Source organism: Kribbella sp. NPDC051620, from assembly GCF_044453825.1.
Taxonomy (GTDB): domain Bacteria; phylum Actinomycetota; class Actinomycetes; order Propionibacteriales; family Kribbellaceae; genus Kribbella.
The window spans coordinates 144,231-158,113 of record NZ_JBITDB010000011.1; the positions used below are offsets into that span (position 1 = coordinate 144,231).

Below are 13,883 nucleotides of genomic sequence, written 5' to 3' on the forward strand. Positions count from 1 at the left end.
GGGGAAAATCTCGTTCCGGTGGGAGTGGGGTGGGGATAGTGTTCGGGGTTATGGACAATCTGCCCGAGCGCCCGAATCCGCACGCCCACCTGCGGGCCTCCGACACCGATCGGGACCAGGTGGTCGATGTGCTGCGGGATGCGCTGATGACCGGGCGGTTGACGCAGGACGAGCATGCCGAGCGGCTCGAGCAGACGTTGCAGGCCAGGACGCTGGGGGAGCTCGAGCCGATCACCCAGGACCTCGCGGTACCGGGGCAGCCGTTCCGGCCGGTCGCCGCGGCCGCGCCGTCGAACAGTCCGGTACCGATCGAGGAGCCGGCCAACCCGTCCGACAGTTTCGAGTCGCTGGTCGGCATCTTCGGTGGTGGCGAGCGGAAGGGGCGCTGGCGGGTGCGCCGGCGGACCAACGCGATCTGCGTCTTCGGCGGCTACGACCTGGACATGACGGACGCCGTCTTCGAGGGGCGTGAGGTGACGATCTGGGCGTTCGCGATGTTCGGCGGGATCGACATCACCGTGCCGGACAGCGTCGAGGTCCGCAACGAAGGGGTCGGCATCTTCGGTGGGTTCGGCGCCCGCGGCGGCGAGTCACCTGACCCTCATGCGCCGGTCGTGATCGTGAAGGGCATCGCGCTGTTCGGCGGCGTCGGCGGCCAGCCCAGCTCGAAGCGGCACAAGAAGCGCTTCCGCGACGGTGGCCACGGTCAACTTCACTAGATCCAGGACTTGAACCACATGCGGTTCAGCCAGTCCGGATGTGGCATCACCTTGTCGGTCAGGATCGGCCAGATGTAGGCGAAGTTCAGCACCACCAGGACGACGAAGGCGCCGACGACCGCACTGCCGACCAATCGCCGCGGCGTCGATGCCTGGAGCGCCTGTTTGGCCGGGCCGAGGATCTTGCCCAGCACCATCGCCAGCGCCATACAGGTGAACGGGATCATCGTGACGGCGTAGAAGAAGAAGATCGGCCGGTCGTCGAAGAAGAACCACGGGATCCAGCAGGTGAAGAACCCGACGATCGGGATCCCGAACCGCCAGTCGCGCTGGGCGATCCAGAACACCAGCGCGGCGATCAGCGCCAATGCGCCGGCCCACCACAGCAGCGGCGTACCGACCGCGGAGATCACCGACAGGCAGTTCACCCCGGCCGGCGCGGTGCAGCCGTTGGTACCGGGCTTGATGTCGTTGACCGCGTCGAACCCGATCGGGCGGGCCACGATCGGCCAGCCGGCCGGGTGGGACTGGTACGGATGTGTCGCGTTCTTGATGTAGTCGCCGGTGTGGAACGCCAGTACTTCCTGGTGGTAGTGGATCAGCGACCGGAAGTCGTCCGGGATCACCTTCATCACGCCGTGCGCCGGATGGCTGGCCGCGTAGTCGTGGTCGTAGGCGTTGTCGTGCAGCAGCCAGCCGGTCCAGGTCGCGGTGTAGGTGATGCCGGCGACGAGCACGATGCTGACGAACGCGGGCAGGCCGTCGACGAAGACCGACTTGATGAAAGCGCGCCGGGCGCCGAGCGCACGACGGGCGCCGAGATCCCAGGCGAAGACGAGGATGCCGAAGCCGGCCATCACCCAGACGGCGGACCACTTGGTACCGAGCGCCAGGCCGAAGCAGACGCCCGCGGCGAGCCGCCACGGGCGGATGAGCAGCCAGCGGCCGATCTTGCGGCTGCCGTCGCGGTGCTCGAGGGAGTCCGCGTGCCGGCGGCGGGTCCAGTCGCGGTCGGCGACCAGGCAGGAAACGGCCGCGACCAGCCAGAAGGCGAGGAAGATGTCGAGCAGGGCGACCCGCGACATCACGAAGTGCAGACCGTCGACGGCGAGCAGCAGACCGGCGATACAGCCGATCAGAGTCGATCGCGTCATCCGGCGTACCGTCCGAATGACCAGGAGAACCGTCAGCGTGCCGAACAGGGCCGGCATGAACCGCCAGCCGAAGGTGTTCATCCCGAACAACTGCTCGCCGGCCGCGATCATCCACTTGCCGACCTCGGGGTGCACGGTCAGGCTCGGGGTGGTCTTGAAGACGTCCAGGTTGCCGGCCAGGATCGCCTTGTCGGCGGCCCCCTCCGGCTTGTCGATGAACTGCAGCGCATACCCGTGCTTGAGCAGCGAGTACGCGTCCTTGGCGTAGTACGTCTCGTCGAAGACGAACTTCACCGGGTTGCCGAGGTTCCAGAACCGCAGGATCGCCGCCAGCGCCGTGATCGCCAGCGTCGCGATCCAGCCACCCTCGAAATCCTTCGGCATCGGCGGATACAACCGCTCCTTGAGCGGCGGCAACCGTCTACCGAGAACATCCCGCCCGAGCGTCTCCCGCTCCTCCACACCCTCCGCGGACACGTCAGCCGGCTGAGCGGTGTCATCCTCGATCACGGCAGTCACGCTGGCCATGGTACGGAGAACCCGGTCGAACCGCTCCCCGGCCTGGCCACCGGTCCTGTGGATAACCGTCGAAACGTCCGCCGGACCTTCTAGACTCGTGACCATGAGTACTCCCAGAGAAGAGCTACACGCTCTGATCGACTCCTTGTCGGACAGCACCGCTGCCGATCTCTTGCCGGAACTCCGGCTGCTGAAGCTGCAGGCCGAGGCACGTGCAGAGCGTCCGCAGCCGACCGGCACCTGGCCACCGGCCTGGTTCGGGTCGATCGAGGGCAGTCGCACCGACCTGTCGGAGAACCACGAGGAGATTCTTCAGGCCGAGCTGGGACGCAATTCCCGGTGATCGTCGTCGACACCGGCCCGTTGGTTGCTGCGGCGATCAGCTCCGACATCAACCATCGACGTTATGCCGATCTACCGCTGGGATTGGTGGATGCGTCTGTGATCGCTCTTGCCGAGCAGCTCGAACTCCAAGAGATCGCGACCTTGGACCGGCGGCACTTCAGCGTTGTCCGGCCTAACCATGTCGACTCGTTCGCGTTGCTGCCGTGACCGGGCGATTGGTGTTGGTGGGGACTCCTATTGGGGATTTTTCGGATGCTTCGGCGCGGTTGCGGCGGGTGTTGGGGGAAGTGGATGTGGTGGCCGCGGAGGATACGCGGCGGTTGAAGCGGCTGACGAGTGAGTTGGGGATCGTCGTCAGCGGGCGGGTGGTGAGTTTTTTCGAGGGGAATGAGCGGCAGCGGACCGACGAGTTGGTCGCGGTGCTGGTCGAGGGGCAGACGGTTGCGGTGGTGACCGACGCGGGGATGCCCAGCGTGTCGGATCCGGGGTACCGGCTGGTGGCTGCGGCGATTGAGGCCGGCGTGCAGGTGACCGCAGTACCGGGGCCGTCGGCTGTGTTGACGGCGCTCGCGTTGAGCGGGTTGCCGGTGGATCGGTTCACGTTCGAGGGATTCCTGCCGCGGAAGTCGGCCGAGCGGTCCAAGCGGTTCACCGAGCTCGCCCGGGAGCAGCGGACGATGATCTTCTTCGAGGCGCCGCACCGGCTGGCCGCCTCGCTCCAGGATCTGGCCGACGCGCTCGGCAAGGATCGGCGTACTGCTGTCTGCCGCGAGCTCACCAAGACGTATGAAGAGGTCAAGCGGGGCACCGCCGCCGAGCTGGCCGAGTGGGCGGTGGACGGGGTCCGAGGCGAGATCACCATCGTCGTCGCCGGAGCCGACCCCTCCGCCCGCGAACTCGGACCCGAGGAGCTGGCCGCCGAGGTAGCCGCCGACGAGGAGGCGGGCACACCGCGTAAGCAGGCGATCTCGGATGTCGCCAAGCGGTTCGGAGTACCGAAAAGAACGGTCTACGACGCCGTACTGGCCGCCCGAGACCCTGGTAAGACCAGCTAGCCCAGCCCACTACCCTTGAGGGCATGTCCGAGAAGGCCTTTTACGTCACCACCCCGATCTACTACGTCACGGCCCCGCCGCACATCGGCAGCGCCTACACGACGGTGGCCGGGGACGTCCTGACCCGTTGGCACGCCCAGCGCGGCGAGCGCAAGTGGTACCTGACCGGTACCGACGAGCACGGCGAGAAGGTGATGCGCAGCGCTCAGGCGCAGGGCATGTCCCCGCAGGAGTGGACGGACAAGCTGGTCGAGGAGGCGTGGAAGCCGGCCTGGGTGGACGTCGACATCGACTACGACGACTTCATCCGGACGACCGAGAAGCGGCACACCGAGCGGGTCCGCGACTTCTGGCAGACGCTGTACGACAAGGGCGACGTCTACAAGGGCGAGTACGAGGGCCTGTACTGCGTCGGCTGTGAGGAGTTCAAGCTCCCCGCCGACATCAGGACCGACGAGGACGGCACCCAGCGGTGCATGATCCACGGCACCGAACTGGAGACGGTCTCGGAGACCAACTACTTCTTCCGGCTCTCGGCGTACGCCGACAAGCTGATCGAGCTGTACGAGTCGCAGCCGGACTTCGTCGCGCCGTCGAGCGCCCGCAACGAGGTCATCTCGTTCGTCAAGCAGGGCCTGCAGGACCTGTCGATCACCCGCTCGACCTTCGACTGGGGCATCCCGGTCCCGTGGGACGAGGACCACGTCCTGTACGTATGGATCGACGCCCTGCTCAACTACGTCACCGCCGCGGGCTACGGCACGGACCCGGAGCGGTTCGAGGAGCTGTGGCCGGTCGACGTGCACCTGGTCGGCAAGGACATCCTCCGCTTCCACGCGGTGATCTGGCCGGCCATGCTGATGGCCGCCGGGGTCGCAGTACCGAAGCAGGTCTTCGCGCACGGCTGGTTGCTGGTCGGCGGCGAGAAGATGAGCAAGTCGAAGCTGACCGCGATCGCGCCGAAGGAGATCACCGACCACTTCGGCTCGGACGCCTTCCGGTACTACTTCCTGCGCACGATCCAGTTCGGCTCCGACGGCTCCTTCTCCTGGGAGCACCTGAACGCCGTCTACACCTCCGAGCTCGCGAACGGCCTGGGCAACCTGGCCAGCCGGATCGCCGCGATGGTGAACAAGTACTTCGACGGCGAACTCCCCGAGCCCACCGACCACGGCCCCGCCGAGCAGGCCCTGGCCGACAAGCTCGCCGAGACCGTCGCCGCCGCCGACAAGGCGATCGACTCCCTGGCCTTCCACGACGCCCTGGCCGCGATCAACGACCTCGTCGGCGCCGTCAACGGCTACGTCTCCGAGCAGGAGCCCTGGAAGGTAGCCAAGGACGAGTCCCAGAAGGCCCGCCTGGCCACCATCCTCTACACCTCGGCCGAGGTACTCCGCGCCGTCGCCGTCCTCCACAACCCCACGATGCCGAAGACGGCCGCCAAACTCTGGACCCTCCTAGGCGCCGAAGCCAAGCTCGGCCCCCTCAAGGACCAGCGAATCCAGGAAGCCGGCACCTGGGCCCAACTCCCCACCGGCTCAGTCCTGGTCAAGGGCGACTCCCTCTTCCCCCGCCTGGCCGACCCGGAATAACCAAGGGACGGAATACCCGCTCGCCCCGGATGGTTGAACGCTGAAGCTAATTACTTGATGCTTCAACCTATCCAAGGAGCAGTGCGATGCGAGCGGTTGTCTTCGAAGAGTTCGGTGGACCCGAGGTTCTGCAGGTCAAGGACGCCAAGGAGCCGCAGGCCGGCCAGGGCGAGGTCCGGATCGCGGTCAAGGCCGCCGGGGTCAACCCGATGGACTTCAAGATCCGGTACGGCTGGTTCGACAGCTTCATGCCCACCACGTTCCCGGCGATCCCGGGCCTCGAGGTGGCCGGTGTGGTCGACCAGATCGGTGAGGGCGTGACCGAGTTCGCCGTCGGTGACGAGGTCGTCGGCTGGTCCCAGAGTGGCGCGTACGCCGAGCACGCGCTGGTCGGCGTCGCCGCCAAGAAGCCCGCGAACCTCTCGTGGGAAGAGGCCGTCGCCGTCCCGATCGGCGGCGAGACCGCGGCCCGGGTGCTGAACGAGCTCGGCCTCAAGGAAGGCGAGACGCTGTTGCTGCACGGAGCCGCCGGTGGGGTCGGCTCGGTGGGTGTCCAGCTCGCCGTCGCGCTCGGCGCGACCGTGATCGGTACCGCGTCCGAGGCAAACCACGAGTACCTGCGTTCGCTCGGCGCGATTCCGATCGCGTACGGCGAGGGCCTGGTCGACCGGGTCAAGGAGGTCGCTCCGCAGGGTGTCGACGCCGTCTTCGACGCGGCGGGCAAGGGCGGGCTGCAGGAGTCGATCGAGCTGCGCGGTGGTACCGAGCGGATCGTCACGATTGCCGACATGGCTGCCGGTGAGATCGGCATCGCCGTCTCCAGCGGGGCAGTGGCCGACGACGTGAAGAAGAACGGTCTGGCCGAGCAGCTCCAGCTGGCCGCCGACGGCAAGCTGAAGCCGGCCATCGCCAGGACCTTCACCCTCGATGAGGCCCGCGCCGCCCACGAGATCAGCGAGGCCGGCCACAACCGCGGCAAGCTCGTCATCCTGGTCTGACGCTTTTCTACAAGACCGTACGGCCACGAAGTCGTACGGTCTTGTAGAAGACACAGATGGGAGTTGGACATCATGGCCGACTATCTGGCCACGGCGGAGACCGAGATCGACGCATCGCCCGAGCAGGTCTGGGACGTCCTGACCGACCCGAAGCAGATCAAGAAGTTCATGTTCGGGGCGGACGTGGAGACCGACTGGCAGCCGGGCAGCCCGATCACCTGGCAGGGCGAGTACGAGGGCAAGCAGTACACCGACAAGGGTGAGATCGTCGCGGTCGACAAGGCCCGGCTGCTCAAGGTCACCCACTACAGCCCGTTGAGCGGGCAGCCCGACGTACCGGAGAACTACCACACGCTCACCTACGAGCTGTCCGCGACTGATGGCGGTACGCAGCTGAAGCTCAGCCAGGACAACAACGGCAGCCAGGAAGAGGCGGATCACTCCAGCGGCATGTGGAAGATGCTCGTCGACGGTGTCAAGAAGGCGGCCGAAGGCTAGTAAGATCCGACGGTGACCAGTCGATTACGGCCTGGCATCGGGCTGCTCGGGTGGTGGCTGTTGGTGCCGCTCAGCGCGGTCCTGTTGCTGGTCCGGATCGGCGACTCGACGGGGGAGAGCGTCCGCTGGATGCTCACCTGGCTGATCGCCGTACTCCTGCCAGGCACACTCCTCTGGCGCGCACTGGCCGGCGGCCGCTCGTTGACGCAGGACCTGGGCTTCGGCGCAGTGCTCGGCCTCGCCTGGCAACTGGCGGTCTGGGCGATCTGTACCGCGCTAGGCGTCCCGCTACTCCAATGGGCCTTCGTCGCCGGCCTACTGCTGTTCTTCGCCTTCAACAAGTCCCTGCGCCCGCCCGTCACCGCCCCACCCCGCTGGTGGCACGTACTGCTCGTCTCCAGCCTCCTACTGGCGATGGTCCGGACGGTGGTCGTACTACTGCGCCCCGTCCCGCTCCCGCCTCTGCCCGCCACCAGGCATCAAGACATCTGGTACCAACTCGGCCTGGTCCAGCAGCTACTGCATGACGTCACGCCCAGCGACCCATGGGTACTGGGCGAGCCACTGATCTACCACTGGTTCGCGACCGCCTCGATGGCCAGCGGCTCGGTGATGGCCGACGTCAGGCCGGCCACCGTGCTCATCCACCAGTGGCCGCTGACCATGCTGCTCACGCTGGTCCTGGTCGGTTGGGCGGCGGGGGAGCTGCTCAGCGAGCGCAAGTGGGCCGCGCCGCTCGCCGGCCTGCTCGCTGGAGTCCTGCCGGGCGCGATCCAGCTGGTCAACACCCCAACGGCCAACATGTCGGCTGCTCAGGTAGTGCAGGGACCGACCGGCACCATGGCGGCCGTGGTGATGCTGGGCCTGGTCGGTCCGACCGTGCTGATCCTGCGGCGGCAGGCTGGCCGGGGTGTCTGGACAGCGATGGTCCTGATGCTGGCGCTGGCGACCGGGACGAAACCGACCTTGCTCCCGATCATGCTGGTCGGCTGCCTGTTCGCGGGCGGCGTGGCCTGGGTGGCCGAGCGGCAGGCGCCATGGCGGGTCGCGGCCTTGACCGGCGTCACGGCGGCCTTCCTGCTGGCGTCCTCGTTCGCGCTGACCGGTAGTACGGGTGGCAGCCGGTTCCAGTTGCTCGCCGCGCTCCGGGTCCAGCCGTACTACCAGGCCGTCACCGGCGACAAGTCCTACCCGGCCACAGGGAACTGGGTGCTGCCGTCGCTGGAGCACGGCGACGGCCGGATGATCCTCTTCGCCGTTGTGCTCGTGACCTATTACTTACTGGTCGACGCACCCCGGCTGCTGACGCTGCTCGGTCTCAAGCTGTCGCCGGTGCGCCGCGACCCGGCGTACTGGTGGATCAGCGGTTGTGTCGCGGCCGGGACCGGGGTGACGCTCGTGTTTTCGCACACGGGCTATTCGGAGTACCACTTCCTCGGCGCGATCCTGGCGCTCGGGATGGTCGGGGTGGTTGCCGTCGGCGTCAACCTTGCGAGTCAAACGCGCGCACGGGACGTTGTTGTCGCGGCAACTGCTGGGCTGGTCACCGCGGTTGCCCTCTACCTCTTCTGGCCCACCGACACCGAGACCCACACAGTGGCACGCGCAGCGGCCGGGTTGCTGGGGCCGTTCGGGGTGCTGGCCGTGGTCGGGGGAGTAGTGATCCTTGGGATCAACCGGACGCGGCAGGCCGCGTCGGCCGCAGTACAGGTGATCGTGCTGACGGTCGCGGCCAGTCTGCCGGTGCAGTTCATCGTGATCGGGGACGCGCTGCGGGACGCCTCGAGGCCGCTGCCGCCGCCGAACATCGAGTACCGGACCTACCTCACGCGCGAGGAGCAGAGCGCGATGCTCTGGCTGAGCAAGCACCTCGAGCCCAACGATGTGGGCGTCAGCAACGTCTTCTGCATGCCGGTGCCGTACCGGCCGGGCTGCCCCAACGATGCGTACTGGATGTCTGGGCTCAGTGGAGTGCAGATGTGGATGGGCGGTTGGGCCTACGCGCCGGCCAACCTGGCCGCCACCCAGCACAAGCACAGCTTCCTGCTCCAGCAGTCGCCCTGGCCCGACCGAGTGCTGGACAGCCGGATCGCGGTCGAGAAGCCGTCCGAGGCGCACCTCGCCAAACTGGCCGGCGACGTCGGTGTCACCTTGATCATCGGGGATCTGCGGGCCGGCCCGGTCTCACCGAAGCTCGACCAGCTGGCCATTCCGATCTACCGGAACCAAGACATCCGGATCTATCGGCTCAAATGACTAAGTAGGCTGGGGCGCATGTCTACCGACGGTGTGGAGGTCGATCGCCCGACGCGGGAACGTGCTGCCATCGGGGAGGACGGCCGGTCTCGCGATCGCAGCCGCCCCGCGGTACCGGATCCGTTGCCGATGAGCGTGGTCGACGCGCACTGCCACCTGGACATCGCCGACGGCGAGGACGGCAACTGGCTGGCCGCGGCCGAGGCGATCAAGCTGGCCGCGTCGGTCGGCGTCACCCGGATCGTCCAGGTCGGCTGCGACCTGCCCGGCGCGGTCTGGGCGGTCGAGGCGGCGGAGCAGTATCCGAACCTGATCGCCGGTATCGCCCTCCACCCGAACGAGGCGCCCAAGCTTGCGTCCGTCGGCGAACTGGACAATGCGTTGGCCGAGATCGAGCGGCTTGCGGTGAGCTCGCCCAAGGTCCGGATCATCGGAGAGACCGGCCTCGACTACTTCCGGACCGGCGAGGACGGCCGGGCCGCGCAGCATGCATCGTTCGCGGCGCACATCGAGCTGGCCAAGCGGCTCGGCAAGACGCTGATGATCCACGACCGGGACGCGCACGACGACATCCTGAAGATCCTGGACCGCGAGGGCGTGCCGGACCGGCTCGTCATGCACTGCTTCTCCGGCGACACCGAGTTCGCCCGCGAATGCGTCAACCGCGGCGCGTTCCTGAGCTTCGCCGGTGTGGTGACCTTCAAGAACGCCCAGTCGCTGCGGAACGCGCTCGCCGTCACCCCGCTCGACCGCGTGCTGGTCGAGACGGACGCCCCGTACCTGACCCCGTCACCGCATCGCGGCCAGCCCAACGCGTCGTACCTGATCCCGCACACGGTCCGAAAGATGGCCGGCGTCCTGAACATCTCTGTCGCCGAACTGTGCCAGGCCCTGTCGGACAACGCCGACCGTGCGTTCGGCGGGTCCTGGTAGTGAAGTTCAGCGAGGTCGTCCGGCGACGGCGGATGGTCCGCAACTACGATCCGGACCGGCCGGTGCCTGCTGAGATCCGGGAGCGGATCCTGGAGAACGGTCTCCGGGCCCCTTCGGGCGGGTTCACCCAGGGGTGGGCGTTTCTGACCCTCGAAGGTGACGATCGGGAGCGTTACTGGCGGATCGCGGCCGAGAATCCGGACGAGAAGTATGTGGAGTGGATCACAGGGTTGCGGCGCGCCCCGCTGCTGATCTTCGCCTTCGCGCACAAGGACGCGTACCTCGACCGGTACACCGCTCCGGACAAGGGCTGGACCGACCGCGACGAGAAGCACTGGACGGCGCCGTACTGGTACATCGACACCGGGATGGCGGCCCTGCTGATGCTGCAGACGGTGGTCGACGAAGGCTTGGGTGCTTGCCTTTTCGGCCCTCCGGCGGAGAAAGTCGGACGGCTCAAGGAGGAGTTCGGAGTACCGGCCGGCTTCGACCCGATCGGGGTCATCTCGATCGGGTACCGGGCCCCGGACAAGCGGTCCCCGTCGCTCAAACGAGGGCGTCGCAGTACTGCGGAAGTGGTGCATCGCGGGCACTGGGGTCATCACCAGGCGTGAGCGGGCCGTTACACCTTTTTGCGCCACGCCGACTAGGGGATTGGCGCTTCAGCGACTTCTTCGTTACTGTCTCGTGATGTTGGCCGGGATCGGGGAAGATTCCGGGCGGCACGCCCCTCGGCGGTTGACCGTGGTTTCCGGGCCCTGAATACCCGGCATACGCGGCCTCGCGCCTGTGCCGTCCCACCCCGTGCCCGGGTAGCTCTACCTGGGAGCGTTAGTGCGTAAGTCCATCATCGCGGCCGTGGGCGCCACGGCTGTGTTCGCCGTCGTGGGCGGCTCCGTGGCCTATGCGACCAAGAGCAAGACCGTCAGTCTGTCCATCGACGGCCAGGTGCAGAAGGTGCACACCTTCGGCTCCACTGTCGGGGACGCCCTGAAGGCGAAGAAGATCCAGGTCGGCGAGCGTGACCTGGTGGCCCCGTCGCTGGACGCCAAGCTGCAGGACGGCCAGGAGATCGCGGTGCAGTACGGCCGCCAGCTCACCGTCAACGCGGATGGCACCAAGAGAAGCTTCTGGACCACGGCGGACAGCCTCAGCGAGGCGATGACCGACCTGGGCCTGCGTTATGACGGTGCCGTCTTCTCCACCAGCCGCAGCGCCCCGATCGGGCGCGAGGGCCTGGAGCTGACCGTTCGCACCCCCAAGACCCTGCAGATCGTCCGGCTGGGCAAGGCCGTCGCGGTGAAGTCGATGGCGACGACGGTGGGCGAGGCGCTGACCAGCGCCAAGATCCCGTTCGACTCCAACGACCGGATCGTCCCGGCGGTGGCCACCGTGCTCAAGCCCGGCAGCATCACCCGGGTCACCGTGGTCAAGGTCGAGACGAAGGCGATCACCGAGAAGCAGGCGATCGCGTTCGGAAAGAAGGAGACCAAGGACGCCACGATGCTCGAGGGCGAGACCAAGACGACCGCCAAGGGCGTCGCGGGCTCCAAGAGCGTCAAGTACCTGCTCACGTACCTGGACGGCAAGCTGGCGAGCAAGAAGCTGGTCTCCAGCGACGTCGTCACCAAGCCGGTCGACGAGCTCGTCACGGTCGGCACCAAGAAGAAGCCGGTCGAGGACGTCCCCGCCAGCCCCGGTGGTACCGGCGCCTGGGACCGGATCGCCGCGTGCGAGTCGGGCGGCAACTGGGCCTCCAACACCGGCAACGGGTACTACGGCGGCCTGCAGTTCGACCATGGCACCTGGGCCGCGTACGGCGGTACGGCGTACGCCAACAACGCCAACGGCGCGTCGAAGGCGCAGCAGATCGCGATCGCGGAGAAGGTCAAGGCCGACCGCGGTGGCTACGGCGCGTGGCCCGTCTGCGGCAAGAAGGCTTGATTCATCACCTTCTCTGCGAGACTGGCGCCGTGACGAGTGCTGATTCATCCACTTCCGCCGGACCGAGGCTTCTCGGTCCGGCGGAAGTGCGTTCACTGGCCGCGCAGCTCGGGGTCCGCCCGACCAAGCAGCGCGGCCAGAACTTCGTGATCGATCCGAACACGGTCCGCCGGATCGTCCGCGCCGCGGAATTGTCCGCGGACGGTGAGACAGTGCTCGAGGTAGGCCCGGGGCTGGGGTCGCTGACGCTCGCGTTGCTTGCCGAGGGCCACCGGGTCACCGCGGTCGAGATCGACCCGGTGCTTGCCGGGGCGCTGCCGGCCACGATCGCGGAGTACGCGCCGAACCAGGCCGCTGCGCTGACCGTTGTCGAGGCGGACGCGATGACCGTCGTACCGGCTCAGATCGGCTCGCCGGATGCGTGCGTGGCCAACTTGCCGTACAACGTCGCAGTACCGGTCCTGCTGCATCTGCTGGCGATCGCGCCGTCGCTGCGGCACGGGCTCGTGATGGTGCAGTCCGAGGTGGCCGACCGGCTCGCGGCGCCGCCGGGCTCGCGGACGTACGGCGTACCGTCCGCCAAAGCGGCCTGGTACGCCGAGGTACGCCGTGCCGGTCCGATCGGCCGCAACGTCTTCTGGCCGGCCCCGAACGTCGACTCCGGCCTGGTCGCCTTCACTCGCCGCGAACCGCCTTCTTCCACCGCGTCCCGCGAAGAAGTCTTCAAGGTGATCGAGGCCGCCTTCTCCCAGCGCCGCAAGACCGTCCGCTCCGCGCTCGCCCGCTGGATGCCCGACCGCGACCGCCTGGACGCTGCGCTGGCCACCGCCGGCATCGACCCGTCTTTGCGCGGCGAGATGTTGGGAATCGAACAGTTCGCCGCGATAGCCGACGCTGGGCATTAGCCTGTGCCCGTGTCAGCTCATCAGGTCACGGTCCGGGCGCCGGCCAAGATCAATCTCGGTCTGTCCGTCGGTCCGCCGCGTCCGGACGGATTCCATCCGCTCGCGACCGTGTACCAGGCCGTTGCCCTGTACGACGATGTGACGGCGACCCTGCGCGAGGACTCTTCCGAGGTCACGGTCGAGGTGCTCGGTGACTTCGCCGCGGACGTTCCGACTGACAGTACGAACCTCGCGGTCAAGGCGGCGCGGGTGCTGCAGGCGGAGTACGACGTCGAAGAAGGCGTCGACCTCGTCATCCGCAAGACCATCCCGGTCGCCGGCGGCATGGCCGGCGGCTCCACGGACGCCGCGGCCACTCTCGTCGCGTGTAACCGCCTGTGGGGGCTCGGTCTCGCTCAATCGGAGCTGGAACGCGTTGCGGCCGACCTGGGCAGCGACGTACCGTTCTGCCTCGTCGGCCACACTGCCCTCGGCCGCGGCCGCGGCGAACAGGTCACCGAGGTGATGTCACGCGGCACCTTCCACTGGGTCTTCGCCATCGCCGAAGGCGGCCTCTCTACACCTGCCGTCTATCGCGAACTCGACCGCCTCCGCCCCCTCCGCCGCGTCGAACCCCCCGAAGTCCACCCCGAACTCCTCACCGCCCTGCTCTCCGGCCAACCAGCAGCCCTGGCAGTTGCCCTCAGCAACGACATGCAAGCAGCCGCCCTCTCGCTCCGCCCCGAACTGGCGGACACCCTCCAGTTCGGCCTCGACCAAGGCGCCCTGGCCGCCATGATCTCCGGCTCCGGCCCCACCTGCCTCTTCCTCGCCGCCGACAGCCGCCGAGCCGTAGACCTGGCCGTAGAACTAGCCGAATCCGGCCTCTGCCGAATGGTCCGCCAAGCCGAAGGCCCAGTCCCCGGCGCAAGAATCCTGCCGGCCCCCATCCCCCGCTGACCCCGTTGTCCTCACGCCACGGCTGC

General features: G+C 67.6%; 14 protein-coding genes. 13 read left to right on the forward strand and 1 reads right to left on the reverse strand.

The window, feature by feature from the left end:
* Window positions 1-50 precede the first annotated feature (50 nt).
* Window positions 51-719: a DUF1707 domain-containing protein gene (locus ACIA12_RS39770; RefSeq protein ID WP_396372641.1), complete on the forward strand. Its 669-nt coding sequence runs from the start codon at window positions 51-53 to the stop codon at window positions 717-719.
* Here the strand turns inward: ACIA12_RS39770 and ACIA12_RS39775 are convergent.
* A complete protein-coding gene (locus tag ACIA12_RS39775) occupies window positions 716-2,401 on the reverse strand; it encodes a dolichyl-phosphate-mannose--protein mannosyltransferase (protein WP_396372642.1) in 1,686 nt (561 codons plus the stop codon). The genes ACIA12_RS39770 and ACIA12_RS39775 overlap by 4 nt on opposite strands.
* Window positions 2,402-2,495: 94 nt before the next feature.
* On the opposite strand from ACIA12_RS39775, the gene ACIA12_RS39780 reads away from it, so the two are divergent.
* From ACIA12_RS39780 to ACIA12_RS39835, 12 genes are all read left to right on the forward strand, one after another.
* Window positions 2,496-2,735, forward strand: a complete 240-nt coding sequence (locus ACIA12_RS39780; protein WP_396372643.1) for a hypothetical protein — start codon at window positions 2,496-2,498, stop codon at window positions 2,733-2,735.
* Window positions 2,732-2,944: a hypothetical protein gene (locus tag ACIA12_RS39785; RefSeq protein WP_396372644.1), complete on the forward strand. Its 213-nt coding sequence runs from the start codon at window positions 2,732-2,734 to the stop codon at window positions 2,942-2,944. The genes ACIA12_RS39780 and ACIA12_RS39785 overlap by 4 nt, the downstream gene beginning before the upstream one ends.
* Window positions 2,945-2,952: 8 nt before the next feature.
* The gene (gene rsmI / locus ACIA12_RS39790; protein WP_396372689.1) at window positions 2,953-3,792 is read left to right on the forward strand and encodes a 16S rRNA (cytidine(1402)-2'-O)-methyltransferase; all 840 of its coding nucleotides are present in this window, start codon (window positions 2,953-2,955) and stop codon (window positions 3,790-3,792) included.
* Window positions 3,793-3,815: 23 nt separating this feature from the next.
* On the forward strand, window positions 3,816-5,384 hold the full coding sequence (gene metG / locus ACIA12_RS39795) for a methionine--tRNA ligase (RefSeq protein ID WP_396372645.1): 1,569 nt from the start codon (window positions 3,816-3,818) through the stop codon (window positions 5,382-5,384).
* Between the two features lie 86 nt (window positions 5,385-5,470).
* Window positions 5,471-6,382, forward strand: a complete 912-nt coding sequence (locus tag ACIA12_RS39800; RefSeq protein ID WP_396372646.1) for an NADP-dependent oxidoreductase — start codon at window positions 5,471-5,473, stop codon at window positions 6,380-6,382.
* Between the two features lie 72 nt (window positions 6,383-6,454).
* Window positions 6,455-6,880: an SRPBCC domain-containing protein gene (locus ACIA12_RS39805; protein ID WP_396372647.1), complete on the forward strand. Its 426-nt coding sequence runs from the start codon at window positions 6,455-6,457 to the stop codon at window positions 6,878-6,880.
* Window positions 6,881-6,892: 12 nt separating this feature from the next.
* Window positions 6,893-9,136 carry a hypothetical protein gene (locus ACIA12_RS39810; protein ID WP_396372648.1) on the forward strand — a complete coding sequence of 748 codons (2,244 nt, stop codon included), beginning with the start codon at window positions 6,893-6,895 and terminating at the stop codon, window positions 9,134-9,136.
* Window positions 9,137-9,154: 18 nt separating this feature from the next.
* A complete protein-coding gene (locus ACIA12_RS39815) occupies window positions 9,155-10,069 on the forward strand; it encodes a TatD family hydrolase (RefSeq protein ID WP_396372649.1) in 915 nt (304 codons plus the stop codon).
* On the forward strand, window positions 10,069-10,683 hold the full coding sequence (locus tag ACIA12_RS39820) for a nitroreductase family protein (RefSeq protein ID WP_396372650.1): 615 nt from the start codon (window positions 10,069-10,071) through the stop codon (window positions 10,681-10,683). The genes ACIA12_RS39815 and ACIA12_RS39820 overlap by 1 nt, the downstream gene beginning before the upstream one ends.
* Before the next feature lie 220 nt (window positions 10,684-10,903).
* Window positions 10,904-12,013: a ubiquitin-like domain-containing protein gene (locus tag ACIA12_RS39825; RefSeq protein WP_396372651.1), complete on the forward strand. Its 1,110-nt coding sequence runs from the start codon at window positions 10,904-10,906 to the stop codon at window positions 12,011-12,013.
* A gap of 86 nt (window positions 12,014-12,099) precedes the next feature.
* The gene (gene rsmA / locus ACIA12_RS39830; RefSeq protein ID WP_396372652.1) at window positions 12,100-12,918 is read left to right on the forward strand and encodes a 16S rRNA (adenine(1518)-N(6)/adenine(1519)-N(6))-dimethyltransferase RsmA; all 819 of its coding nucleotides are present in this window, start codon (window positions 12,100-12,102) and stop codon (window positions 12,916-12,918) included.
* Window positions 12,919-12,927: 9 nt separating this feature from the next.
* Window positions 12,928-13,857 carry a 4-(cytidine 5'-diphospho)-2-C-methyl-D-erythritol kinase gene (locus tag ACIA12_RS39835; protein WP_396372653.1) on the forward strand — a complete coding sequence of 310 codons (930 nt, stop codon included), beginning with the start codon at window positions 12,928-12,930 and terminating at the stop codon, window positions 13,855-13,857.
* The last annotated feature ends 26 nt before the right edge of the window (window positions 13,858-13,883 follow it).

Bases quoted from the DNA above. Each gene is read 5' to 3' on its own strand.
- ACIA12_RS39770 (WP_396372641.1), top strand. From the start codon at position 51: ATGGACAATCTGCCCGAGCGCCCGAATCCGCACGCCCACCTGCGGGCC.
- ACIA12_RS39775 (WP_396372642.1), bottom strand. From the start codon at position 2,401: ATGGCCAGCGTGACTGCCGTGATCGAGGATGACACCGCTCAGCCGGCT.
- ACIA12_RS39780 (WP_396372643.1), top strand. From the start codon at position 2,496: ATGAGTACTCCCAGAGAAGAGCTACACGCTCTGATCGACTCCTTGTCG.
- metG (WP_396372645.1), top strand. From the start codon at position 3,816: ATGTCCGAGAAGGCCTTTTACGTCACCACCCCGATCTACTACGTCACG.
- ACIA12_RS39800 (WP_396372646.1), top strand. From the start codon at position 5,471: ATGCGAGCGGTTGTCTTCGAAGAGTTCGGTGGACCCGAGGTTCTGCAG.
- ACIA12_RS39805 (WP_396372647.1), top strand. From the start codon at position 6,455: ATGGCCGACTATCTGGCCACGGCGGAGACCGAGATCGACGCATCGCCC.
- ACIA12_RS39815 (WP_396372649.1), top strand. From the start codon at position 9,155: ATGTCTACCGACGGTGTGGAGGTCGATCGCCCGACGCGGGAACGTGCT.